Genomic DNA, 23,414 nt, shown 5'->3' with positions numbered 1-23,414 from the left:
CACGACGCCTTTGAACGGAGCAGCACCCCATGCTGAAAATTGTCCGGCTCGCGCTCACCCGGCCCTACACGTTCGTCGTGCTGGCGCTGCTGATCCTGATCGCGGGTCCGCTCGCGGCACTCCGCACGCCCATCGACATCTTCCCGGATATCCGAATTCCGGTGATCAGCGTCGTCTGGAACTACGCCGGCCTGCAGCCGGACGACATGTCCGGACGCGTGATCACGTACTACGAGCGCACGCTCGGCACGACGGTCAACGATGTCCAGCATATCGAATCACAATCGTTCCGCGGCTACGGCATCGTGAAGATCTTCTTCCAGCCGACCGTCGATATCCGCACGGCGACCGCGCAGGTCACGTCGATCTCGCAGACCGTGCTCAAGCAGATGCCGCCCGGCACCACGCCGCCGCAAATCCTCAACTACAACGCGTCGACCGTCCCCGTGCTGCAGATCGCGCTGACCAGCAACACGCTCGACGAACAGAAGCTGGCGGATTACGCGGTCAACTTCATTCGACCGCAGTTGCTGTCGGTGCCCGGTGTCGCGATTCCGACGCCGTACGGCGGCAAGTCGCGTGAAGTGCAGATCGACCTCGACCCGCAGGCGCTGCAGTCGAAAGGGCTGTCGGCGCAGGACGTCGCGCACGCGCTCGCGCAGCAGAACCAGATCATCCCGGCCGGCACGCAGAAGATCGGCCGCTTCGAATACAACATCAAGCTCAACAACAGCCCGCTCTCGCTCGACGCGTTGAACGACCTGCCGATCAAGTCGGTCGACGGCACGACGATTTATATCCGTGACGTCGCGCACGTGCGTGACGGCTACCCGCCGCAGGGCAACATCGTGCGCGTGGACGGCCATCGCGCGGTGCTGATGAGTATCCTGAAGAACGGCTCGGCATCGACGCTCGACATCATCGCGGGCGTGAAGGCGAAGCTGCCGCTGGTCGAACAGACGCTGCCGCCGGGCCTGAAGCTCGTCACGATGGGCGACCAGTCGACCTTCGTGAACGGCGCCGTCAGCGGCGTCGCGCGGGAAGGCATCATCGCCGCCGCGCTGACGTCGCTGATGATCCTGCTGTTCCTCGGCTCGTGGCGCTCGACGCTGATCATCGCCGCGTCGATCCCGCTGGCCGTGCTCTCGGCGATCGCGCTGCTCGCGGCCACCGGCGAAACACTCAACGTGATGACGCTCGGCGGCCTCGCGCTCGCGGTCGGGATTCTGGTCGACGATGCGACGGTGACGATCGAGAACGTGAACTGGCACCTCGAACAGGGCAAGGACACGCGCACCGCGATCGTCGACGGCGCGAAACAGATCGTGATGCCGGCGCTCGTCTCGCTGCTGTGCATCTGCATCGTGTTCGTGCCGATGCTGATGCTCGACGGCATCTCGCGCTTCCTGTTCGTGCCGATGGCGAAGGCCGTGATCTTCTCGATGATGTCGTCGTTCGTGCTGTCGCGCACCTTCGTGCCGATGCTCGCGCAATACCTGCTCAAGCCGCATGCGTCGGCCGGTCATGCGTCGGGCGAGCTCGCGGCGATCATGGATTCGCATGCGGGCCATGCCGGCGCGCACGACGCGCCGCCGTCGCGCAATCCGCTGGTGCGCTTCCAGCGTGCATTCGAGCGCCGCTTCGAGTCCGTGCGCGCGTCGTACCGGATCCTGCTGGGCCTCGCGCTCACGCGCCGCAAGCCGTTCGTCGTCGCGTTCCTGTGCGTGGTGGCCGCATCGTTCCTGCTCGTCCCGTGGCTCGGCCGCAACTTCTTCCCGACGATCGACTCGGGCGAGATCTCGCTGCACGTGCGTGCGCCGGTCGGCACGCGGGTCGAGGAAACCGCCGCCGAGTTCGACCGTATCGAAAACACGATTCGCGGCGTGATCCCGCCCGCGCAGTTGCGCGAAGTGGTCGACAACATCGGCCTGCCGAACAGCGGGATCAACCTGACCTACAACAACAGCGGCACGCTCGGGCCGCAGGACGGCGACATCCTGATCTCGCTGTCGCACGACCACGCGCCGACCGCCGACTACGTGCGCGAGCTGCGCGAACGCCTGCCGCGCGCCTATCCGGGCACCACGTTCTCGTTCCTGCCTGCCGACATCGTCAGCCAGATCCTCAACTTCGGCGCACCGGCCCCGGTCGACCTGCAGGTGGCCGGCCCCAACCAGCAGGCCAACCTCGCTTATGCGCGGGAGCTGTATCGCAAGCTGCGCCTGATCGCCGGCGTGGCCGACCCGCGCATCCAGCAGGCCAGCACCTATCCGCAGTTCACGGTGGCGGTCGACCGGACGCGTGCCGACCAGCTCGGCATCACCGAGCAGGACGTGACGAACTCGGTGGTCGCGACGCTCGCGGGCACCAGCCAGGTCGACCCGACCTACTGGCTCAACCCGCGTAACGGCGTGTCCTATCCGATCGTCGCGCAGACGCCGCAGTACCGGATGACCACGCTGTCGGCGCTGCAGAACCTGCCCGTCACCGGCGCGAACGGCCAGTCGCAGCTGCTCGGCGGTCTCGCGACGATCACGCGCGGCGTCGGCAACGCGGTGGTGTCGCACTACAACATCGAACCGCTGTTCGACATCTACGCGACCACCCAGGGCCGCGACCTCGGCGCCGTCGCCGCCGACATCGGCAGCGTCGTCAAGGCCACCGCGAAGGACCTGCCCAAGGGCTCGACCGTCACGCTGCGCGGCCAGGTGCAGACCATGAACGGCGCGTTCACCGGCCTGCTGCTCGGGCTCGCGGGCGCCATCGTGCTGATCTACCTGCTCATCGTCGTGAACTTCCACTCGTGGGCCGATGCGTTCGTGATCGTCTCCGCGCTCCCGGCGGCGCTGGCCGGCATCGTCTGGATGCTGTTCACCACGCACACGCCGATGTCGGTGCCCGCGCTCACCGGCGCGATCCTGTGCATGGGCGTGGCCACCGCGAACGCGATCCTCGTCGTCAGCTTCGCGCGCGAGCGCCTCGCCGAAACCGGCAACGCGCTCGCCTCGGCGCTCGAAGCCGGCTTCACGCGTTTTCGGCCCGTGCTGATGACCGCGCTCGCGATGATCATCGGCATGGCGCCGATGGCGCTCGGCCTCGGCGACGGCGGCGAGCAGAACGCGCCGCTCGGCCGCGCCGTGATCGGCGGCCTCGCGTGCGCGACGATCGCGACACTGTTCTTCGTTCCCGTCGTGTTCAGCCTCGTGCATCGGCGCGATGCGCTGAAACACGACGCACCCCGCGCTTCCTCCCCTTCCGCGTCCGGAGCTTCCCATGTCCACTGAGATCGAAATCAAGTCGCCGAAACGGCTGCCCAACCTCAAGCTCGTCGCCACGATCGCCGCGCTGGTCGCAGCCGGCATCGTGACGGCCGGCGTCGCAGGCCGCGCGCACGCGAAACAGGAAATGACCCGATGGTCCGCCGAACAGGCGGTGCCGACCGTGGTCGCCTACACGCCGACGACCGGCGGCGACGGCGCCGCGCTCGTGCTGCCCGGCCACCTGTCCGCGTTCGAAAGCGCACCGATCCATGCGCAGGTGTCCGGCTACCTGCATGCGTGGTACACCGATATCGGCGCGCACGTGAAGTCGGGCCAGCTGCTCGGCCTGATCGACACGCCCGAGCTCGACCAGCAGCTGCAGCAGGCGCGCGCCGACCTGCAAAGCTCGCTCGCCAACGAGAAGCTGGCCGCGTCCACGGCCGCGCGCTGGACCAGGATGCTCGCGCAGGATTCCGTGTCGCAGCAGGAAACCGACGAGAAGACCAGCGACCTCGCCGCCAAGCAGGCGATCGTCGCGGCCAACAAGGCCAACGTGCGGCGTCTCGACGCGCTGGAGGCATTCAAGCGCATCGTCGCGCCGTTCGACGGCGTCGTCACCGCGCGCAAGACCGACATCGGCCAGCTGATCTCGGCCGGCGGCGGCACGGGCCCCGAACTGTTCGCCGTGTCCGACGTGCACCGGATGCGCGTCTACGTGAGCGTGCCGCAGAACGAGGCCGCCGCGATCCGCCCCGGCATGAGCGCGACGCTGACCGTGCCCGAGCATCCGGGCGAGACCTTCCATGCGACGCTCGCCGACACCGACGATTCGATCGCCGATTCGACCGGCACGCTGCTCGTGCAGCTGATGGTCGACAACCGCGACGGCAAGCTGATTCCGGGCGAATACACCGAGGTGCATTTCGCGCTGCCGGCCGGCAGCAGCCACGCGTTGACGATTCCGGCCAGCTCGCTGATCTTCCGCCAGGCCGGCCTGCAGGTCGCCGTGGTCGGCAAGGACGATCGCGCGGTGCTCAAGCCCGTCACGATTGCAACCGACCTCGGCACGCACGTGCAGATCGCGACCGGCCTCGCGCCCGACGATCGCGTGATCGACAACCCGCCCGACTCGCTGTCCGCGGGCGACCGCGTCCGGCTCGCGACGCCGGCCGGCACCGTCGCGGCGGCCGTGCGCGACACGGAGCGTGCGAATGGCTAACCCGCGTCGGCTCTGCGCGATGCTCGCCGGCATCGCGTTCCTCTCCGCCTGCTCGTTCGCGCCCGTCTATCACGCGCCGACCACCGCGCTGCCTGCCCGTTTCAAGGAAGCGGGCGGCTGGCAGCCGGCACAGCCGGCCGACCGCATCGCACGCGACGGCTGGTGGAAGGCGTTCCGCGATCCGGTGCTCGACCGGCTCGAAGCGCGGGTGGCCACCGCCAACCCCGACGTGGCCGCCGCGGTGGCCCGCCATGACGAAGCCGGCGCGCTGTTCGATCAGGCGCGCGCGGGGCTGTTCCCGACCATCGGCCTCGGCGCGCAGGTCTCGAGCAACCGGCAATCGGCCACGCGCCCGCTGCGCGGCGCGAACCAGCCGAACGTGTACGGCTCGAACACGCTCGAGGCCGGCTTCGACTACGACCTCGACCTGTGGGGCAAGGTGCGCAACGAGGTCGCGGCCGGGCGCGCGAACGCGCAGGCCAGCGCCGACGATCTCGCATCGGTGCAGCTGAGCCTGCAGGCCAGCCTCGCGAACGCGTACTTCAACCTGCGCGGGCTCGACCAGCAGCAGCAGTTGCTGTCCGACACGATCGACACGTACCAGCGTGCGCTGAAACTCACGATGAGCCGGCACGCGGGCGGCATCGCATCCGATCTCGACGTCTCGCGCGCGCAGACGCAGCTCGACTCGGCCCGCGCGTCGGCCGAGGACGTGCGGGCGCGGCGCGCGCTGTACGAGCACGCGATCGCGACGCTCACCGGCGTGCCGGCCTCGTCGTTCTCGCTCGCGCCGGACCTGAGCGTGGCGTATCTGCCCGCGATCCCGGCCGGCATTCCCGCCACGCTGCTGCAACGGCGGCCCGACGTTGCGGCCGCCGAACGCCGCATGGCGGCCGCCAACGCGCGGATCGGCGTGGTGCGCGCGGCGTTCTTCCCCGACATCACGCTCGGGCTGATCGGCGGGTACCAGAGTTCGGGGCTCGGCCATTGGCTCAGCGCGCCGAACGAGATCTGGTCGATCGGGCCCAGCCTCGCGCTCACGCTGTTCGACGGCGGCCGCCGCCAGGCGCTCACGGCCCAGGCGCACGCGCAGCTGGCCGAGAACGGCGCGAAATATCGCGCGGTGGTCCTCGACGCGTGCCAGCAGGTGGAAGACAACCTCGCGCTCACGCACCATCTCGGCGACGAAGCCGATCGCCAACAGGAAGCGCTCGACGCGGCCGAACGCACGTTGCAGTTGTCGATGTCGCGCTATCGGGACGGCGTCGTCAGCTATCTCGACGTGGTGACCGCACAGACCACCGAGCTCGACACGAAGGTGGCGATGCTGGAACTGGATACGCGCCGGCAGTTGGCGGCGGTCGGGTTGATCGCGGCACTGGGCGGAGGGTGGTCGGCCGACGACGCAGCGTCCGGCGCGAAAGCGCCGGTCGCGACGCCGGCGCGTTCGACGACCTGAGCCCGTTGCGGCACGTGGGGAGCGTGTCGCGTTTGGATGCACCCGTCATCGCGACGGGTGCTTTTTTTACGCGGGCCCGGCCGATCAAAACTTGTGACGGATGCCGGCCGCGACCACCGCCTGGCGATCGTTGCTCGACGCGGCCAGATTGAAGATCCCCGCGTTGCCGAGCACCGCGACACCGTCCGCGCCCGTCACGCGCTGATACACGCCTTCGAGATACAGATCGGTGCGGCGCGACAGCGCATAGTCGGCCTGCAGCATGAACTGGTTCCACTTCGGCGCGATGCTGCGGCCCGCATCGTCGAAGCGGCCCTGCGTGAACGTATACGAGCCGCCCAGCGAGAAGGCCGGCGTCAGGAAGTAGCGCCCGTTCAGTTCGTAGTTGCTGAAGGTCAGCAACTGGCCGTTCACGGTTCCATACGCGCCGCCCTGCGACAGTTCGCGCGGGTCGTTCAGGATCGTTCTCGTATAGACGAAGCCGATCGTCGCGTGATCGAACGCATAGTGCGCGCCGGCGCCGAACGTGCGCCAGCGGCCGCCCGCGAGCATCGCATCGCCGTCCGAGCTGCTCAGCGAGCCGCCGGTGTTCCGCGGCGCATTCACGCCGCCCGGCTGGTTCGACTGCAGGTACGCCACGGCCACGTCGAGCGGACCGTTCGCATACCGCGCGCCGACGCTGTACGCGTTGTTGTTGCTGAACCCGCCGCCCTGGTTGCTGAAACCGTACGCGCCGCCGAACGTGAGGCCGCCATAGTCTGCACTACGGAACTTCACCGCGTTGTTCATCCGCGTGTCGTTGGCGAGGTTGTCGTTGTCGTAAGGGTGATCGGCGATGTTGCCGCCGAATCCCGAGCCCGTCGCCGACAGCGGCGCGACGAAGTCGACCAGGAAATCGTATTGCCGGCCGAGCGTCACCGTGCCCCATTGGCGGCTCGCGAGGCCGACCCAGGCCTGACGGCCGAACTCGTCGCCGCCGTTGCCGAGCTTGCCGTTCGCGACGTTGAAGCCGTTCTCGAGGGTGAACACGGCGGCCAGGCCGCCGCCGAGATCCTCGTTGCCGCGCAGCCCCCAGCGCGACGTGCTGACGTTGCCGCTCTGCACGCCGTAAGCGGGCCCCGCGCCGGCCGCCGATTTCTGGTTGCTGATGTAGTCCAGGCCCGCGTCGATCGTGCCGTACAGCGTGACGCTGCTCTGCGCATGCGCCGCGCCTGCAAGCAGGCACGCAACCGCTGCCGGGATTGCCAGAAGTTTCTTCATGATGGTTTCGCTAGAGTGGATCGGTCTTCTCGCATCGCCGGCCGGTGTGGAACGGCCGATCCGTCCGCGATGCGATGGCGCACAATTTAGGCAGCGGGCATGACAGCGCCGTTATCGAAACGGCCCGAAAAATGAAACCTTCTTCATCCTCGCGATGCGTCGCATTCATGTCCGTGCGAAACGCGCCGGCGCATGAATTTCTTTTCACGTTGCGTATGCCGATCCGATAGCGCCGCTCCCCTATGCTTGTCCTCAACCCGACGCGCGGCGTCGACTGGCCGCACCGGGGATGATCCATTCAATCATCATGAGGATTCCGAACATGAAAACCACCACGATCGTCGCTTCCACGCTGCTCGCCGCGTGCGCCGCGCTGTCCGTTCCCGCGTTCGCGCAGACGAGTACCCAGGCGCAGATGACGCCGGCCGCCACCAAGGACGGCGTGCCCGGCGCGCAGGCCGCCGGCCAGTGGGTGCCGCCGTACGGACAGCCGATCCACGAGAAGACGCGTGCCCAGGTCTACGCCGAACTCGTGCACGCCGAACAGGACGGGCAGATCAAGTACCTCGACTCCACGCTCTATTCGCATTGATGCGCCCCGCCGTGCGGCCGGGCGTGCTGCCCGGCGCGCGCCGCCCGCCCCTCGCATCACCCGTCATTCATGAAGCTTCGTCCCTTACTCGTTCGTTCCGCCCGTGTTGCGCTCGTCGCGATCGCGGCCGGCGTGATGCTGTCGGGCTGCGCCGGCGCGCAACCCGACGGCCCCGGCGATTGTGTCGGCCCGCCCGATTTCTGTGTGCCGTTCTTCGGCTCGTAAACGCACGACGGGCGCGCTGCCATCGGCAACGCGCCCGTTCGTACAGGGGGGGCCGCGCGGCTATGCGTCCGGCAGCGTCACCTGGTAGCCGTAGCGGCTCACCGTATCGATCCGGACATCGGGCAGATGCCGCGCGAGCTTGCGGCGCAGCCGCGACACCACGAGATTGACGCTCGATGGATCGACATCGTCCTTGTCCTGCCACACATACCGGATCAACTGGTCGCGCGGCACCGGCGCGTTCGGATGGCGCATCAGGCATTCGAGCAGCAGGCATTCGCGCCGCGTCACGGCGAGGCGCAGCTTGCCGTCCTTGAGTTCGCGCGCGAGCGTTTCCAGCATGGACACCGCCGCGACCGGGCCTTCCGTGTCGCGCGGCCCGGCCAGCCGCTGCAACGCCTGCAGGCGCTCGTGCAGCTCGATGAACGAATACGGCGCGCCGAAACACGCATCGGCACCTGCGTGCAGCACGCGGATGCGCTCGCGCGCCGACGCCTGGCCGATCAGCACCACCAGTGCCGCGCCGCCGCCGTCGGCGACGAAACGCGGCAGCATCGCGATCAGCGCGGCATCGCTGCCCGGCTCGAACGCGGTCGCGACGATCGCGTCGAACGTCTCCTGCGACGCGAGGAACAACCCGTCGCGCAGATCGTCCGCACGCTGCAGGCTGTGCCCGCTCTCCTGCAGCGCCTTGTACAGCCACGCTGCTTCCGGGTGCGGCGAAGTCACGAGCAGCACGCGCATCGTCAGCCCCCTTCGCGGCGGCAATGCGCGCGCACGTGCAGCCGGATGCGAACGACCGTCATCCGAGCGACCTCGGCCAGCATTCGATCGTCACGCGCGTGCCCGGCTCTGCATTGCCGATGCGCAGCGTGAAGTCGTGCACGTTGACGACCGTCGACACGATGCTCAGGCCGAGCCCGGCCCCGGCGAGGTGCCCGGTGCGGCGGCTGCGGTAACGGTGCTGCAGCACGGCCTCGCGCTCGTTCGCGGCGATACCCGGGCCGTTGTCGACCACGTCGATGCGCGGACCGGCCGCCGTATCGTGAAGTTCGAGGCGCACGGTGTCGCCCGAGGTCGTGTACTTGAGCGCGTTGTCGAGCAGGTTCGTGAGCGCCTCGAACAGCAGCGCGCGATCGCCGTGAATCCGGGCGACAGGTTCGACGAGCACGACGAAATGGATGGCACGGCTGTCGGCGAGCGGTTCGAACAGTTGCCCGACGTCCGTCACGAGATCTTCCAGCGCGAGCTCGGCGAACCCGCCGCGCCGCTGCAGCGACCCGATTTCGGCGATGCGCAGCATCGCGCGAAACCGGCTGAGCAGCACGTCGGTCTCGTTGCGTGCGCGGGCGACGAGCGACGCCAGCGCGGCATCGTCGAGCCCGTCCGCGCGCTCCGCCGCATGCGCAAGCAGCGTATGCACGTGCGCGAGCGGCGTGCGCAGGTCGTGCGCGATGCCGTCGCAGACACCCTTCACCTCGTTCATCAGGCGCTCGACTTCCTCGAGCATGTGATTGACCAGATGCGACAGCAGGTCGATCTCGTCGTGCCCGCCGATCGGCAGCCGCTGCCCGAGGTCGCCCTGCGCGATGCGCTGCGTGATGCGCCGGACTTCCTTCAGGCGCCGCATCTGCCGCACGCTGAGAATCAGGCCGCCGACGACGCCCGCGCCCAGGCAGAACAGGCCGCCGCCGACCAGCGCCTGGATGATCGCCGCGCGAATCCGCAGGATGTGCGTCAGGTCGCGCCCGAGCACCAGCACGTCGCCGTTGGCGCGCCGCTCCGCCATCGTGCGAACGACCGGCGGCACCTGGTCGCCCGCGATCGTCATCGTGTGGTCGAGCGTCACGCCGTTGCGATCCGGCCGGATGCCGTCGGGCATGGCCAGCACGTCGCCGGCGACATGCCTGCCGTCGGCCGTGAAGAGTCCGTAGTAGTTGGTGTGCATCCGCTCGTGCTCGATCCGGTGCTGGATGGCCGCGGCAAGCTGGTTGTCCTGGAGCGAATCGAAGTAGATCATCTGCCAGTCGATCACCACGTCGGTTTCGCGCTCCATGTCGTGCGTGATGATCGATGCGATGAAGCCGAGCAGCAGCATCACCGACACGGAAAACGTCACCGCGTAGACCGACACGAGCCGGAACGTGCTGGAATACCAGTGACGCTTCGGCGCCGGCTGGACGTGATCCGTCGAGGACATCAAGGTCGCGGACTCAGCCAAGGATGTAGCCCGCGCCGCGTACCGTCTGGATCATCTGCTTCGCATCGGGTGGATCGATCTTCTTGCGCAGCCGGCCCATGTGCACTTCGATCAGGTTGGTGCCGGGATCGAAGTGATAGCCCCAGACGGCCTCGAACAGCATCGTGCGCGTGATGGTCTGGCCGGCATTGCGCATCATGTATTCGAGCACGCGGTATTCGGTCGGCAGCAGCGCGATTTCGTCGCCGTCGCGAAACACCTTGCGCGAGATCAGGTCGAGCTTGAGCGGGCCGACGGTCAGCGTCGTGGCGAACGGCGCCGGCGCGGTCTGACTCCGGCGCAGCAGGACCTCCAGGCGCGCCGCCATTTCCTCGGGATCGAACGGTTTGGTCAGGTAATCGTCGCCGCCCGCACGCAGGCCGCGCACGCGTTCGTCGACATCGCCGAGCGCGCTCAGCATCAGCACCGGAGTGCGCACGCCGACGCTGCGCATCGTGGTCAGGATCGTGAGGCCGTCGACGACCGGCAGCATGCGGTCGAGCGTGATCACGTCGAACTCGTTGCCGAGCGCGCGGGCCATGCCGTCGCGGCCGTTCGCCACCCATTCGACCGTGAAACCGCGCCCTTGCAGTTCCCTGACTATTTCGTTCGCGGTGATTTCGTCGTCTTCGATCGTCAGTACGTGCGCCATGGCCGTACCGCTCCTGGCCAGCCTGTCGGGCAGGGCCGGCGTGTTACCGGGGGAAACTGATGATGCCATTTACGATTCTCGTCTTCAGCGAAGGGACGCACGCGCTTCGACACCCGAAGGGCGAGCGCGTTCGGATGGAGACTACACGCGCGCGTGTAAATCGTGCGCGTCGACTTCATGAAGAAAGTTTCATATACGGCGGCAACGCCCGCCGGCGTTACCGGCGCGCGTTGTTGCGACAGGATGCCGCACGGCCCTTCGCCTTCGCGCACGGACGGTTGCAACCGATCGCGTCGAAAGGTATCGGTAAAGAATCGCGCATCAGCTTCGGTGCGGCTCCACGCCGGGCTGATCGACGCGATGCGAAGCGACGCGATGTGCCGCGTTCTCCACACGCTGCATGCGCTCGGCCTTCTCGTGCGCGAGCGTCACGTCGGCAATCGCGAGCCCCGTTCCCTGCACCTTCGCGAACGCCAGCACCGGTGAGCACACCAGCGCGATGAGCGCGGCCATCCTGACGGTCTCTTTCATTGCATTACCCCGATGCAGGCCGCGCCGTGCGCAGCGTCGATTGATCACGGGTTCGACGATACGCCCGCACGGCTAACCGTTCGGTCGCGCGTGCGTGAAGGTTTCTTTAAGGTTCGTTGCGTGCGACGACGATCGCTTCCGCGCGCGGTCGATGCGGATAAAACTAGTTTCATCTTCGCGCGGCCGTTTCGATAGTCCGCGGTGCCTAACCTGTGCCGTGAGGTCGACGTTGGCAAGCCACCGTACGGCCGGTTCCCAACGCTTCCCAGGAGTCGAAGATGAAACATCCCGCCCGTTACCTCGCCTGTTCCGCGCTGCTCGTGATGAGCTTCGCCGCGCACGCCGCGCCGACGCTCACGCCGGCGCAATGCCACGACTATCCGTTCGTGCATACGCACGGCCCGGTCTCCCACCGGCAACTGATCAACGAGCTGAACGAGCTGGAATCCGTCGGCTACAACCCGTCGTCGGGCGACGAGAGCAGCTATCCGGACGATATCGATTCGGCGCAGGCGCGCCTGATGAACGAGTATCAGAAGGATTGCGCGGGCGCAGCCAACACCGTCGCGTCGAACGGCAACTGACTCGCCAACGGCGAACGATCTCCGAGTTTGCGCGCGTGCCTCGCGGCCGCGCGTTTTTTTCGTCGATGCCGCGCACGCTACGCGACCGTTTTTTTTCAACGACGGGCGGATCGCGACGGAACGCAACGTCGTGATCGTGAACGTCGCCGGACGTGCGGTGATCGGTACGATCGATTTCACCGGCTACCACGGGCCGCCGCGACAGCGCGTTGTCCCCCGTATGGCAAGCACACACGCGCTCGCGATCGGCTTCAACGTGCGGTGTCGCTGTTCGGCGGCACGACGCCGCTCGTCACCGCGGCGCGCGTCGATCGCACCGGCGTCGCGCGCGACGGCACGCCGCCTGCCGTCCTATCCGACGCGATACATCGGCAGCACGTTGCTGCCGGCCGCTTCCTGACCCGACGCGAGCGGATGGCGCGCCTGTTCGAGCAGCCAGTTGGTCAGCACCGCGATGTCGAACTCGTTGCACGCATCCGGGTTCTGCACCAGCACGTAACTGCCCGATGCGACCGTGCAGTGCGCGAACAACTCGACGAGCCGGCCCTGCTTCAGCAACCCGTCGACCAGCGGCCGCCGCCCGATCGCGATGCCGTGCCCGTCGACCGCCGCCTGCACCAGCTGGTCGTACTGGCTGAAATGCAGCGCGCCGGCAGGCCGCAAGCGCGGCACGCCGAGTTCCTTCAGCAGATGGCTCCACCCGTGCCACGGCCATTCGCAGCGCGGATCGTCGAGATGCAGCAGCACGTGCTTTTCAAGGTCCTCCGGCTTCATCGACGCCGCATCGCCCGCCGTCGCCATCAGGCTCGGGCTGCAGACCGCCACGACGCGCTCGCGAAACAGCACGTCCGTATCGTCCGTCGACGTATACGGCCCCGCATATCGCACGGCCAGGTGCAAACGTTTGCGCTTAAGATCTTCAATTTCGCTCGTTGCCGATACGCGCACGTCGATGTCGGGGTAGCTTGCGCGGAACGAACCGAGGCGCGGAATCAGCCACAGCGCCGCGAACGATACGGTCGTCGACAACGAGATCGCGCGCTGTCCCACGCTCGACGACAGCTTGCCGATCACCGATTCCAGGTCGGACAACGCGAACGAGATCGCGTCGTACAGCTCCCGTCCCTTGTCGGTCAGCGTCAGGGATCGAATGTGCCGGTGAAAGAGCTCGATCCGGAGTTGCTCCTCGAGTGCCTTGACCTGCCGACTCACGGCAGATTGTGTGACGTTCAGTTCCTGCCCGGCGCGTGTAAAGCTCAAATGACGCGCCGCGCATTCGAAGCCTCTCAGGAAATCCAGCGAAGGCATACTTCTCAATCGTTTTGCCAATCTCACATTAGCCATACCGCCGCCTCAAAGTTGCACCCATCGACAGGCAAGTCGCCTTTCGTTCCCCTGAATCGTTTCTCCTATTTGGATTCTGAAGCGATTTTATATTGAAGGATGGATGCGGATCATTCTTATTTTCAATCGTGACACTTGTATTTATCTATCGATTTTAGCCACCACGGAAATTCTTACATTAAAATTATGAAGTAGTGATTTTGTAAATAAATATCCGGGTGGAATGATGCCGGAAACGGCCTGAAAATACCCGCAAAAACAGCGCATTGCGGGCAAAAAACGATGTCATGACGGGCATCCCGACGTCGCAACGGAATCACGCACCCGCGCCTACAATACAATTTCAGCCGCCCGACATATTTATTAATTTGCCGCATTACGGAAAGAAAACATACCTCAACATACACGCGGAATACCATTTAAATCCGGAATTCCATGTTTATAAAAATATACTAAACGCATGAAATTTGATTGAACCATGCAATAACAGGAAATTGATGAACCAATTGTGTCCGGAAATGAATATCCCGCCGGCCGGATACGGCGCGCCGTGCTCACTACGTCATCTTGCCGGCCGGAATCGGTTCCGCCCATGCTGGGCGGAACACGCATCCGCTATATGGCGTCCACCATGCCATCCGCCACACGGTTCGTCCGCGCGGTCACTTCTCGGCGATAGCGGTTCAGCTCCTGCGCGGTCGTGAATGTGCGCTCGAACAGGATCGACAGGTTGTGCAGGATCCGTTCGACGACCCTCTTTTCCCACTCGCCGTCGAACCGGATCTGCTCGTCGAGCCAGCGCTCGAGCCATTCCGGATCGGGCAGGCGCGACTGCACGGTATCGCGCGGGAACAGCGCCTGGTTCACGTGCAGGTTGGTCGGGTGCAGCGGCTTCTCGGTGCGGCGCGCCGATGCCATCAGCACGCCGATCTTCGCGAACGCCGCGCGCGCGACGTCGCCGCAGTCGTTCAGCGCCTTCTTCATGTAGCGCAGGTAGGCGCCGCCATGGCGCGCCTCATCGCGCGAAATCGTTTCGTAGATCTGCTTGATGACCGGCTCGGTGTGCCAGTCGGCTGCGCAGCGGTACCAGTGGTTCAGGCGGATCTCGCCGCAGAAGTGCAGCATCAGCGTCTCGAGCTGCGGCGCCGGGTCGAATTCGAAGCGCACCGCGTGCAGCTCCGCTTCGGTCGGCACCCTCTCCGGCCGGAAGCGGCGCAGGTATTCCATCAGCACGAGCGAATGCTTCTGTTCCTCGAAGAACCACACGCTCATGAACGCGGAAAAGTCGCTGTCGTGCCGGTTGTCGCGCAGGAACATTTCCGTCGCGGGCAACGCCGACCATTCGGTGATCGCGTTCATCCTGATCGTCTCGACCTGCTCGTCGGTGAGCAGCGAAGCGTCGAACCGGTTCCACGGAATGTCCGTCTCCATGTTCCAGCGCACCGCTTCCAGCGACCTGAATAATTCCGGATAGAGCATCGTCGTCACCGTCGTTGAACAACGTTCCGGCACGGCACGCAAGCAGGCGGCCGGCCCCGTCGCGGTCATGCCGATTGCGTGGACGCCGGCGCCGCCGCTTCGGCATCGGGCGCACGCTCGTCCGCATCGTCGTCAACCGTGCGCGGCGACAGCCTGCCGCGCAGCAGCGCGTAATAGAACTGCCGGTACGTGCGGTGGTAATAGCGGATGCGCGGCCCGATCGCGCCATGCAGGTCGTGCAGCCGCTCGATCGGCAGGTTCGGCATCATGTGATGCTCGACGTGATAGTTGTTGCCGTTCGTGAACCACGTCATGAATGCGTTGCTCTCGATCGTCCGCGTGTTGCGGAACGGGTCGGTGCTCGTCAGGTCGCAGCGGTAGTGCTCGGGCATCTCGACCAGCGCATGCACGGGCGCGGCGACGAACACCAGCGGCACGACCCACACCCACACGGCAAACCACGTGTGCAGCACGACCGACACGCCGGCCAGCAGCGCGATCGCCGCGACCATCAGCAGGTGATCGCGGCGGATCGCGCGTGACACGAGCGGGTTGTCGCCGAAGCGCGCTCCCGGCACGACGAGCTTCGCGACGTTCTTCGCGAACTGGATATAGTGCGCGGCCATCGACAGCCGCCACGCCCACAGGCCGAGATTGACGACGGGGCTCGCGCCGTACTGGTCGCCGTAGTCGAAGAACTCCTTGTTCTCCGGCGTGCCGAGCAGCCGGTGATGACGCAGGTGGCTGTCCTGGTACGCGTGGAACGACACCAGCATCGGCATGCCGAGCAGCACGCCGAACACCATGTTGAGCCGCTTGCTCCGGAACCCCTGGTAGTGCAGCGCCTGGTGCTGCAGCTCGACGCCGTGTGCGTACATCGCGCCGATCAGCAGGATCCCGACGATCTTCAGGATCACATACGTCGACAGCGCGAACAGCATGCCGTGCGCAACGAGCGCGACGTATACCGCGAGCTTCAGCGAGAAGACGACGCCGCTCGGGCGGCTCTTCATGTCTGCAACCGGTTTCTGACGGGCGACAAGCGATGAGGTGACGGACAAGACGCTCTCCTTGAGCCGGACCCTGCCCGGCGCCATGACACGGCGACGCTGGCGCGCTGCCGGGTTGCAATTCTTCTGTGAGTCGATGCTTCGGACAAACGAATTTTCCGAACGCATTGCATGACGCCCGCGCATGAGCGCACCACATCGTGAACTAGACGACCGGTCGAATGCGTACCGGCCATTCACCCGGCGCGGGTTCACATGCATCCGTGCGGGGCAGACACGAGTGGATGCGTGGCGCTCATGCATAGCCTGCAAATATTCCGTTTGTCGCGTCATGTCGATCCGGCAAGAATCCCCCTCACTCGACGAACGGCGCCGCCGGCACCGTGGCACGAGCGGCCGTGTTCCTCAACGGGAGATTCTCGTGACGAAGTGCGCATCCACCATTCATCGCCTGATCGAATCGCTCGAGGACGTCGCGGGCGCCACGCATCGCATGACGTTCGTCGACGAGGCCGGCAACGAGGCAGGCATCACGTACCGGCGCTTCGCGGAAGCAGTGTTTCACCAGGCCGGCGCGCTGCGTGAACTCGACGTGCGCGAGAACGACCTGGTGATGCTCGCCTTGCCCGCGTCGGTCGAGCACGCGGTCGCGATGATGGCCTGCGTGATGACGGGCGCGCTGCCCTGCACCGTGCCCGTTCCCGCGCGCCGCGCCACCGCCGGCAGGCAAGTGATCGACGTCGCGTGCGAGCTGTACCGGCCGCGCCTCGTCATTGCCGCCGATGCGCAGGCCGCCGCGTGGCGCGACGACGCGTTTCCCGCGGCATCGACGCGCGTGGTCGATCTCGACACGCTGTCGATCGCCGCGGATGCCGGCGCACGCGCGCTGATCAGCGCGAAAAGCGGCCGCGACCCGCATCATGTGCAGCTCACGTCGGGCTCGACGTCGCATCCGAAAGCCGCGGTGCTCAGCCATGAGAACGTGATCGCGAACGTGCTCGGCATCGGCGGGTCGGTCCGCTTCGACATCGCGGCCGGTGACGGCACCGCCTCGTGGCTGCCGCTCTATCACGACATGGGGCTGCTCACGCTGCTGTCGAACCTGCATTACCGCGCGCCGCTGCTGATGATGCAGCCGAACAGCTTCATCCGGAATCCGCTCGGCTGGCTGAAGCGCATCGCGTCGGCGCGCGCGACGACGACGTCGGTGCCGACCTTCGCGCTGCGCTACTGCGTGCGCCGCTTCAATGCCGCCGCGATGGAAGGCGTCGACCTGTCCGCGTGCCGCAACATCTTCATCGGCGGCGAACGCGTGGACGACGCGACGCTGCACGACTTCGCCGCGACGTTCGCGCCGTATGGCCTCGCCGCATCGGCGCTGCAGCCGTGCTACGGGATGGCCGAATCGACGCTCGCGGTGTCGATGCACCGTGCGTGGCATGAAGGCACGGTGGACGGCGCACCGTACGTGATCGCCGACACGCTCGACCGGCGTGCGCTGATCGAGCGCCGCGACGCGCAACCGGCCGCCGCGAACGACGGCGCCGAGACCGAAACCGAAACCGTGCTCGCGATGGGCACGCCGATCGACGGCATGGCCTTCCGGATCCTCGACGACGGCGACCATGCACTCGCGAACCGCGCCGTCGGCGAAGTCGCGATTCGCGGCACGTCGGTGATGCTCGGCTACCTGAATCCCGACGACGGCTCGATCGCCGCGCCGCTGACGGCCGACGGCTGGTTCCGCACCGGCGACATCGGCTACGTCGCGGACGGCCAGCTCCATATCCTCGGGCGCAAGAAGGAAGTCATCATCATCCGCGGCAGCAACTACTTCCCGCACGACATCGAGGAAGCGCTGGCATCGCATCGCACGCTGCGCAAGAACACGTGCATCGCGTTCGGGTTGCCCGACCCGGAGACGGGCACCGAGCGGCTGGTCGTCGCGATCGAGGCGCGGCCCGCCGATGCGACGCCGCAGACGCGTGCCGAGTGCCAGCAGCTGCTCGCATCGCGCATCGGCTTCGCCGCGCAGGATCTGTGCTTCGTCGAGCCCGGCTCGTTGCCGCGCACCACGAGCGGCAAGCTGCAGCGCCTGAAATGCCGCGACCTCTATGCGAACGGCGCGCTGCCTGTCATCCATGCAGCGGCGGCGGTCGAAGCCGGCCAGGGAGCGTACGCATGACGGCCGCCCCGCTCACGCCGGTGCTCGAGCTGCGCGACGTCACGCGCGTGTACGAGGGCGCGGGCCGCGTCGTCGCGGTGCGCGACGCGACGATCTCGATCGGCCGGCGCGACGTCGTCGCGCTCGTCGGCCCGTCGGGCAGCGGCAAGAGCACGCTGCTCAACCTGGCCGGCTTTCTCGACGTGCCGAGCAGCGGCGAACGCTGGCTCGAAGGCCATCGGATCGACGACGCGCCGGACACGCTCGAACGGATCCGCCGCGAGCGCATCGGCTTCGTGTTCCAGCAGTTCAACCTGATTCCGGTGATGTCGGCGCTCGAGAACGTCGAGCTCGGCTGCTTCGCGTGGGGCACGCCGCGCACGCGCCGCGAGCGCGCCCGCGCGATGCTCGACGCGGTGGGGCTCGCCGCGCGCGAACGCCACCGCCCCGGCGAGCTGTCCGGCGGCGAGCAGCAACGGGTCGCGCTGGCGCGCGCGCTCGCCAAGGAGCCGGCGATCGTGATCGCGGACGAGCCGACCGCCAGCCTCGACAGCACCAACGCGCGCGCGGTGGCCGAGCTGATCCTCGACACCAACCGCACGCTGGGCACCGCCTTTCTGATTGCGTCGCACGACGATCGTCTGTGCGCGCACCTGCCGCGCCGCATCGAGATGCGCGACGGCGTACCGGGAGTGAATCGTGAACTGGTCGACGTTTGCGTGGCGTAACCTCTGGCGCAACAAGCGCCGCACCGTGCTGACGATGGCGATGATCGGCGTCGCCGCGTTCGCGTCGAGCCTCGCGCTCGGCTACGTGATCGCGACCTTCGACGCGGTGCGCGAAGGCTCGATCGACAGCGGCGTCGGCCACGTGCAGGTGCTGCACCACGGTTATCTCGACCTGATCGGCGAACGGCCGCTGCAGTACGGGCTGACCGCCGACGAGCAGGCTGCCGCCGCGCGCGCCGTCGCCGCGCTGCAGGGTGTCGCCACCACCGCGCGCGGCATCGACTTCGACGGGCTGATCTCGAACGGCGATCTCAGCTACGGCTTCGTCGGCGAAGGCATCGAGCCGAACCGCGAGCCGCCCGGCTTCTTCGACTATCACACGGTGCTGTCGGGCCGCTACCTGTCGCCCACGAATGCCGGCACCGAAGTCGTCGTCGGCGCCGAACTCGCGCGCAAGCTCGGCGTGCACGTCGGCTCGGTCGTGCAGTTGATGGCCTCGACCGCGCACGGCGGCATCAACGCGACCGACGCGCAGATCGTCGGCGTGATGAGCACGGGCAACAAGGACGTCGACGAACGGATCGTCAACGTGACGTTCGCGGCCGCGCAGGCGCTGCTGCGTACCGACCGCGCGTCGCGCATCGCGGTGTTCCTGTCGGACACGGCGCGCACGCCGGCCGACGCCGCGACGCTGCGCGCCGCGCTGCCCGCGCTCGACGTGAAGACCTGGGACCAGCTCGTATCGCTCTATCACCAGGTCGTCGCGCTGTACAAGAACCAGTTCTCGGTGTTCGGCGCGATCCTGTGCGTGACGATCCTGCTGTCGATGAGCAACTGGATCCTGATGAGCATCGTCGAGCGCCGCCGCGAGATCTCGACCCTGCGCGCGCTCGGCGTGCCGGCCGCGACGGTGCGCGGCGTGCTGATCCAGGAGACTGCCTTCCTCGGCCTGCTCGGCGCGGCCGCCGGCATCGCGGCGGCGCTGCTGACGATGGTCATGCTCAACCACGCGCAGATCCACCTGCCCGCGCCGCCCGGCCGCGTGAAGCCGATCCTGCTCGAATTCACGGTTTCGCCGGCCGCCGTGGCCGCCGTCGAAGGCGCGTTCGTCGTGCTCGGCGTGGCCGCCGCGCTGCTCGCGACGCTCGGGCTCGCCAAACGCAACATCCTCGAAGGACTCGCCCCATGAACCGCATTCGCCTGATGGTCGCCGCGCTCGTCGCGTGCGCGCCGCTCGCCCACGCAGCCGACGCACCGGCGGCCCAGACCATGCTCGCCCGTGCCGACGCGTACCGCAGCACGGCCGCCGATACGCAGACGAACATCCAGATCACGAACGAGGTCGGCGGACAATCCGGCGACGCGACGCGCTATCTCGTCTACACGCGCGGCAACGGCGACACGCTCGCGCTGACGCGCAGCGGCGAGAACGACGGCCAGAAGTATCTCGCGACGACGCGCGGCCACTGGTTCTACGTGCCGAACACGCGCAGCGCGGTACGCATCAACGGGATGCAGCGGCTGCAGGGCGAGGTCGTGATCAGCGACATCACGCGCACGCACTGGGCGGACAGCTATCGCGCGTCGGCCGCGCCCGGCGCGACGACGATCGCCGGCAAACCGGCCACCGAGCTCGACCTGACCGCGACCGATCCCGACAACGTCTACCCGACGATCAAGCTGTGGGTCACGCCCGACACCGACGTGCCGGTGCGCGCGCAGTTCTTCCTCGCGAGCGGCCTGCTGTTCCGCAGCGCCGATTTCTCCGCGCCGGTCGATGCGAACGGGCGCAAGGTGATCCGCAAGATCACCTATCGCAACGAGATCGAGAAGCAGCGCGCGAGCGTCGTCGACATCCTCGACGGCCAGCCGCGCAAGATTCCGTCGGGCTGGTTCAACCCCGACACGCTTGCCGATGGCCAGTGACCACGACGCCCATGCCGACGCCCGTCGTGACCGCCCTCGCCCCTCGTCCGGCCGCCTCCGGCGCGGCATCGTACTCGCCGTTCCGCTCGCGCTCGGCTGCCCGCTCGCGCACGGAGAATCGCTGATGGAACAGTTGAGCACGCTGAACGGCATCGCCTACGCACGCTCGGTCGACAGCATGGACGGCCATGCGCTGCTCGGCAGCCTGATCGGCGACCAGCCGCGCAACCAGCAGGAAGCGGGCCTGCTCGCGCGCATCGACGGCGAGAACCTGTTCCTGAACGCGCGCGCCGTCGCGAGCAACCACTCGCTCGGCGCGCAGGCCACCCGCTTCAACGAGGCCGGCGTGCGCTACGCATTCGACAACGGCATCACGCTCACCGCCGGCAAGCGGATCGACCCGCTCGACACGTCGCAGGCGTTCTTCCCGCTCGGCTTCTTCCAGAAGCGGGCCGCGACGGCCGACATCTACGACCGCTACGGCGACGTCGAAGGCACGCCGCTCGTCGAAGCGAAATGGGCCGGCGAACAGGCCACGCTGCAGTTCATCGCCGGCGAGAACCGCACGCTGCGCAACGACGTCGACAACCGCGACGTGCAGGGCGCGACGCAGCTCGTGCGCGGCGCGTACAACTGGTCGGGCGGCTCGGCCGCGCTGCTCGCCGGACGTCATGCGGGCCACGGCGGCGCCGGCGCGACGCTGTCGTTCGACGTCGCGCGCTCGAACACCGTCTATGCGAGCGCATGGCTCGAACGCGGCACGACACGGCCGCTGCCGGCCTTCATCGCGAACGGCACGCCGCTCGATTCGCCGGCCGCATACGACGCCGTCGATCGCCGCAACGACCGCCAGGTCATGTGGCGCAGTGCGGTCGGCATGCAGAGCGCATTGCCCGGCAACCTGTCGCTGATCGTCGAGTGGTCGCACGACGAGGCGCGATACGACGCGAACCAGTGGCGCCGGATGGTCGGCGCGGTGCGCGCGAACAACGCGCTGCTGCCCGTCGCGCCCGGCCCCGCGCTGGCCGGCCTCGGCGGCACCGCCGATTTCGTGAGCGCGGACGGCAACCTGCGCGACTACCTGTTCGCACGGCTCGGCAAGAAGATCGGCCGCGTCGAGTATTCGCTGCGCGGCGTCTATTCGCCGCAGGACAAGGGCCTGCTCGCGATCGCCCAGGTCGTCGCCGACGTGAACAAGCGCGTGAGCGTCGATGTCGCGCTCACCCGCGCGTTCTCCGACAGCAACTCCGAGTACCGGATGGTCGGTCTCGGCACTCGTATCGACGCCGCCGTGCGCGTGCGCTTCTGACAGGAACCCCGCCCCATGTCCACGCTTTCCGCCCCCGCTTCGTCCGTCGACCTGCCCGCACCGCTGCTGCTGCGCGTGGCCGACCAGGCCGCGTATCCGGTGCTGCGCCACCTCGACTCGATCGGCACCATCGGCACGCCGCCGCGCGCGGCCGCCCGGCTCGTCGAGGCGGCCGCCGTGCGGCTGCTCGACAGCGAGATGGTGATCGCGCTGCGCGCTGCGACGCCGGACGTGCTGCCCGATTCGTCCGCATCGACGCCGCTGCGGCACGACGAGGCGCCGCTCACCGAAGCGCTGCTCGGCCAGATCGAACGCGAAGGGTTTCACCACCTGTTCAAGCCGTTCATGCGCGCGTTCATCCGCATCATGTTCGGGCTGTTCTTCTCCGACGACCAGAACCGTCGCGCATGCGACTGCATCGACAGCGGCCACAACTTCGCGTTCCTGATGAGCGACGGCGGCGGCCCGACCCTCGCCGCCTGGCGCACGGTCGTGCGCAGCGACGACAACGGCCTCGCGCTCACCGTCGACAAGGTGTGGGGCATCGAAGCGCATCGCGACTGCATGGCGGTCGTCGCCGCGCGGTTGCCGGGCGTGATGTTCCCGGCCGCGTACCTCGTGTGGCCCGACGAATACCGCAAGCTCGAGCGCACGACCTGCGGCGCGCCGTTCCTGGCGGGCAACCTGCAGCTCGCGAACGTTGGCGGCCAGGTGCGCGTGAGCGCCGAGGATCGCCTGCGGATCGGCGGCCCGACCGTGTTCAACAAGTACCTGACCGTCGTGCGCCCCTACTTCGTCCGCGCGCTGATGGCGCACGTCGAATGGCTCGCGCAAACCGGCCGCGTCGAGCTCGACGCCGACGCGCGCGCCGTCCACCGCTTCATCGCCGACGCCGCGCGCAACCAGACCGACGACGCGCACTACAGCTTCGGCAAGGTGCAGCGCGTGCTCGCGATCAAGCTGCTGTCGAACGAGTTCCTGACGGCGCTCGTGCGCGACGGCCGGGTCGCGACGTTCGACGACCAGCGCGACCTGCTGGCGTTTTCGAAGATGGAAGGCAGTTCGTACCGTTGTTATCACGAGCTTCGCAAGAGCCTGCGCTGCGAAGCCGGCAGTTGACCCACGCGACAGGCCGATCGATCCCGATCAACCCACTTCATTACCAGGAGCTCCTCTCATGACGACCCAGAACGTTCCGGCCGACGCGCTCGACATCCTGTCCCGCGAAGTCGCGAAGATCCTCAATGTCGAGACCGTCGACACCGACGCCGGCATCGGCGAACTCGGCATCGATTCGCTGAACATCGTCGAGCTGATCGTGTTCTGCGAACAGCTGTACGGTTCGATCGACCCGGAAGCGCTGAACATCACGCAGTACACGACGCTGCAGCAGCTCGACGCGCAACTGCGCCGCCAGCAGCACGCCGCCTGAC

Annotated in this window: 21 protein-coding genes; 13 read left to right on the top strand and 8 right to left on the bottom strand. The window is 67.3% G+C overall.

Annotation, left to right across the window (positions count from 1 at the left end; all coding sequences use genetic code 11):
• Positions 1 to 29 precede the first annotated feature (29 nt).
• The 3 genes from PQB87_RS35290 to PQB87_RS35280 are packed head-to-tail and all read left to right on the top strand — an operon-like array spanning position 30 to position 5,938.
• Positions 30 to 3,284 carry an efflux RND transporter permease subunit gene (locus tag PQB87_RS35290; RefSeq protein WP_489244932.1) on the top strand — a complete coding sequence of 1,085 codons (3,255 nt, stop codon included), beginning with the start codon at positions 30 to 32 and terminating at the stop codon, positions 3,282 to 3,284.
• Complete coding sequence (locus tag PQB87_RS35285; protein WP_489244931.1) at positions 3,274 to 4,479, top strand: efflux RND transporter periplasmic adaptor subunit; 1,206 nt, start codon at positions 3,274 to 3,276, stop codon at positions 4,477 to 4,479. Before PQB87_RS35290 ends, PQB87_RS35285 begins: the two co-directional genes overlap by 11 nt.
• Positions 4,472 to 5,938: an efflux transporter outer membrane subunit gene (locus PQB87_RS35280; protein ID WP_489244930.1), complete on the top strand. Its 1,467-nt coding sequence runs from the start codon at positions 4,472 to 4,474 to the stop codon at positions 5,936 to 5,938. Before PQB87_RS35285 ends, PQB87_RS35280 begins: the two co-directional genes overlap by 8 nt.
• Positions 5,939 to 6,022: 84 nt before the next feature.
• Here PQB87_RS35280 and PQB87_RS35275 read toward each other — a convergent pair whose 3' ends face one another.
• A complete protein-coding gene (locus tag PQB87_RS35275; protein WP_489244929.1) occupies positions 6,023 to 7,198 on the bottom strand; it encodes a porin in 1,176 nt (391 codons plus the stop codon).
• Positions 7,199 to 7,520: 322 nt separating this feature from the next.
• On the opposite strand from PQB87_RS35275, the gene PQB87_RS35270 reads away from it, so the two are divergent.
• Positions 7,521 to 7,790, top strand: coding sequence for a DUF4148 domain-containing protein (locus tag PQB87_RS35270; protein WP_153491407.1), 270 nt, complete (start codon positions 7,521 to 7,523; stop codon positions 7,788 to 7,790).
• 69 nt (positions 7,791 to 7,859) lie between these two features.
• On the top strand, positions 7,860 to 8,015 hold the full coding sequence (locus PQB87_RS35265; RefSeq protein WP_162923038.1) for a hypothetical protein: 156 nt from the start codon (positions 7,860 to 7,862) through the stop codon (positions 8,013 to 8,015).
• A 60-nt stretch (positions 8,016 to 8,075) separates the two neighbouring features.
• Here PQB87_RS35265 and PQB87_RS35260 read toward each other — a convergent pair whose 3' ends face one another.
• The 4 genes from PQB87_RS35260 to PQB87_RS35245 form a co-directional block, all read right to left on the bottom strand.
• Positions 8,076 to 8,759 (bottom strand): response regulator transcription factor, encoded by a 684-nt coding sequence (locus PQB87_RS35260; protein WP_027792901.1) that lies wholly within the window; start codon positions 8,757 to 8,759, stop codon positions 8,076 to 8,078.
• 58 nt (positions 8,760 to 8,817) lie between these two features.
• Positions 8,818 to 10,215, bottom strand: a complete 1,398-nt coding sequence (locus PQB87_RS35255; RefSeq protein ID WP_060372509.1) for a sensor histidine kinase — start codon at positions 10,213 to 10,215, stop codon at positions 8,818 to 8,820.
• A 13-nt stretch (positions 10,216 to 10,228) separates the two neighbouring features.
• On the bottom strand, positions 10,229 to 10,906 hold the full coding sequence (locus PQB87_RS35250) for a response regulator transcription factor (protein ID WP_226151420.1): 678 nt from the start codon (positions 10,904 to 10,906) through the stop codon (positions 10,229 to 10,231).
• A 321-nt stretch (positions 10,907 to 11,227) separates the two neighbouring features.
• Positions 11,228 to 11,419, bottom strand: coding sequence for a hypothetical protein (locus PQB87_RS35245; RefSeq protein ID WP_226127340.1), 192 nt, complete (start codon positions 11,417 to 11,419; stop codon positions 11,228 to 11,230).
• 296 nt (positions 11,420 to 11,715) lie between these two features.
• On the opposite strand from PQB87_RS35245, the gene PQB87_RS35240 reads away from it, so the two are divergent.
• Complete coding sequence (locus PQB87_RS35240) at positions 11,716 to 12,021, top strand: DUF4148 domain-containing protein (RefSeq protein ID WP_059699639.1); 306 nt, start codon at positions 11,716 to 11,718, stop codon at positions 12,019 to 12,021.
• 351 nt (positions 12,022 to 12,372) lie between these two features.
• Here PQB87_RS35240 and PQB87_RS35235 read toward each other — a convergent pair whose 3' ends face one another.
• The 3 genes from PQB87_RS35235 to PQB87_RS35225 form a co-directional block, all read right to left on the bottom strand.
• Positions 12,373 to 13,365 carry a LysR substrate-binding domain-containing protein gene (locus tag PQB87_RS35235; protein ID WP_048027489.1) on the bottom strand — a complete coding sequence of 331 codons (993 nt, stop codon included), beginning with the start codon at positions 13,363 to 13,365 and terminating at the stop codon, positions 12,373 to 12,375.
• 615 nt (positions 13,366 to 13,980) lie between these two features.
• Positions 13,981 to 14,853, bottom strand: coding sequence for a ferritin family protein (locus PQB87_RS35230; RefSeq protein WP_489244927.1), 873 nt, complete (start codon positions 14,851 to 14,853; stop codon positions 13,981 to 13,983).
• Between the two features lie 56 nt (positions 14,854 to 14,909).
• Positions 14,910 to 15,857 carry a fatty acid desaturase family protein gene (locus PQB87_RS35225; RefSeq protein ID WP_489245170.1) on the bottom strand — a complete coding sequence of 316 codons (948 nt, stop codon included), beginning with the start codon at positions 15,855 to 15,857 and terminating at the stop codon, positions 14,910 to 14,912.
• Between the two features lie 418 nt (positions 15,858 to 16,275).
• Between PQB87_RS35225 and PQB87_RS35220 the strand changes: the two genes are divergently transcribed.
• Genes PQB87_RS35220 through PQB87_RS35190 form a run of 7 tightly spaced genes read left to right on the top strand, consistent with a single transcriptional unit; the run spans position 16,276 to position 23,413 of the window.
• Entirely contained in the window at positions 16,276 to 18,039 is a 1,764-nt protein-coding gene (locus PQB87_RS35220; protein WP_489244926.1) for a fatty acyl-AMP ligase, read from the top strand.
• Positions 18,036 to 18,746 (top strand): ABC transporter ATP-binding protein, encoded by a 711-nt coding sequence (locus PQB87_RS35215; RefSeq protein ID WP_021161213.1) that lies wholly within the window; start codon positions 18,036 to 18,038, stop codon positions 18,744 to 18,746. Before PQB87_RS35220 ends, PQB87_RS35215 begins: the two co-directional genes overlap by 4 nt.
• Complete coding sequence (locus PQB87_RS35210) at positions 18,718 to 19,935, top strand: ABC transporter permease (protein ID WP_489244924.1); 1,218 nt, start codon at positions 18,718 to 18,720, stop codon at positions 19,933 to 19,935. Before PQB87_RS35215 ends, PQB87_RS35210 begins: the two co-directional genes overlap by 29 nt.
• Entirely contained in the window at positions 19,932 to 20,672 is a 741-nt protein-coding gene (locus tag PQB87_RS35205; RefSeq protein ID WP_021161211.1) for an outer membrane lipoprotein-sorting protein, read from the top strand. The genes PQB87_RS35210 and PQB87_RS35205 overlap by 4 nt, the downstream gene beginning before the upstream one ends.
• Positions 20,662 to 21,981, top strand: coding sequence for a hypothetical protein (locus PQB87_RS35200; protein WP_489244922.1), 1,320 nt, complete (start codon positions 20,662 to 20,664; stop codon positions 21,979 to 21,981). The genes PQB87_RS35205 and PQB87_RS35200 overlap by 11 nt, the downstream gene beginning before the upstream one ends.
• Before the next feature lie 15 nt (positions 21,982 to 21,996).
• The gene (locus tag PQB87_RS35195; protein WP_111999175.1) at positions 21,997 to 23,100 is read left to right on the top strand and encodes a hypothetical protein; all 1,104 of its coding nucleotides are present in this window, start codon (positions 21,997 to 21,999) and stop codon (positions 23,098 to 23,100) included.
• A 58-nt stretch (positions 23,101 to 23,158) separates the two neighbouring features.
• Positions 23,159 to 23,413 carry an acyl carrier protein gene (locus tag PQB87_RS35190; protein WP_011350104.1) on the top strand — a complete coding sequence of 85 codons (255 nt, stop codon included), beginning with the start codon at positions 23,159 to 23,161 and terminating at the stop codon, positions 23,411 to 23,413.
• Position 23,414 lies beyond the last annotated feature (1 nt).

This window comes from Burkholderia sp. KL41, from assembly GCF_057005415.2.
Note: the sequence above shows the minus strand (reverse complement) of the source record. Positions and strands in the feature narration are given on the sequence as shown.

Coding starts and splice junctions, on each gene's coding strand:
- PQB87_RS35260 (WP_027792901.1), bottom strand. CDS start 8,759: ATGCGCGTGCTGCTCGTGACTTCGCCGCACCCGGAAGCAGCGTGGCTG.
- PQB87_RS35235 (WP_048027489.1), bottom strand. CDS start 13,365: ATGGCTAATGTGAGATTGGCAAAACGATTGAGAAGTATGCCTTCGCTG.
- PQB87_RS35245 (WP_226127340.1), bottom strand. CDS start 11,419: ATGGCCGCGCTCATCGCGCTGGTGTGCTCACCGGTGCTGGCGTTCGCG.
- PQB87_RS35250 (WP_226151420.1), bottom strand. CDS start 10,906: ATGGCGCACGTACTGACGATCGAAGACGACGAAATCACCGCGAACGAA.
- PQB87_RS35270 (WP_153491407.1), top strand. CDS start 7,521: ATGAAAACCACCACGATCGTCGCTTCCACGCTGCTCGCCGCGTGCGCC.
- PQB87_RS35190 (WP_011350104.1), top strand. CDS start 23,159: ATGACGACCCAGAACGTTCCGGCCGACGCGCTCGACATCCTGTCCCGC.
- PQB87_RS35215 (WP_021161213.1), top strand. CDS start 18,036: ATGACGGCCGCCCCGCTCACGCCGGTGCTCGAGCTGCGCGACGTCACG.
- PQB87_RS35290 (WP_489244932.1), top strand. CDS start 30: ATGCTGAAAATTGTCCGGCTCGCGCTCACCCGGCCCTACACGTTCGTC.
- PQB87_RS35280 (WP_489244930.1), top strand. CDS start 4,472: ATGGCTAACCCGCGTCGGCTCTGCGCGATGCTCGCCGGCATCGCGTTC.
- PQB87_RS35195 (WP_111999175.1), top strand. CDS start 21,997: ATGTCCACGCTTTCCGCCCCCGCTTCGTCCGTCGACCTGCCCGCACCG.
- PQB87_RS35285 (WP_489244931.1), top strand. CDS start 3,274: ATGTCCACTGAGATCGAAATCAAGTCGCCGAAACGGCTGCCCAACCTC.
- PQB87_RS35225 (WP_489245170.1), bottom strand. CDS start 15,857: ATGAAGAGCCGCCCGAGCGGCGTCGTCTTCTCGCTGAAGCTCGCGGTA.
- PQB87_RS35200 (WP_489244922.1), top strand. CDS start 20,662: ATGGCCAGTGACCACGACGCCCATGCCGACGCCCGTCGTGACCGCCCT.
- PQB87_RS35205 (WP_021161211.1), top strand. CDS start 19,932: ATGAACCGCATTCGCCTGATGGTCGCCGCGCTCGTCGCGTGCGCGCCG.
- PQB87_RS35240 (WP_059699639.1), top strand. CDS start 11,716: ATGAAACATCCCGCCCGTTACCTCGCCTGTTCCGCGCTGCTCGTGATG.
- PQB87_RS35255 (WP_060372509.1), bottom strand. CDS start 10,215: ATGTCCTCGACGGATCACGTCCAGCCGGCGCCGAAGCGTCACTGGTAT.
- PQB87_RS35265 (WP_162923038.1), top strand. CDS start 7,860: ATGAAGCTTCGTCCCTTACTCGTTCGTTCCGCCCGTGTTGCGCTCGTC.
- PQB87_RS35275 (WP_489244929.1), bottom strand. CDS start 7,198: ATGAAGAAACTTCTGGCAATCCCGGCAGCGGTTGCGTGCCTGCTTGCA.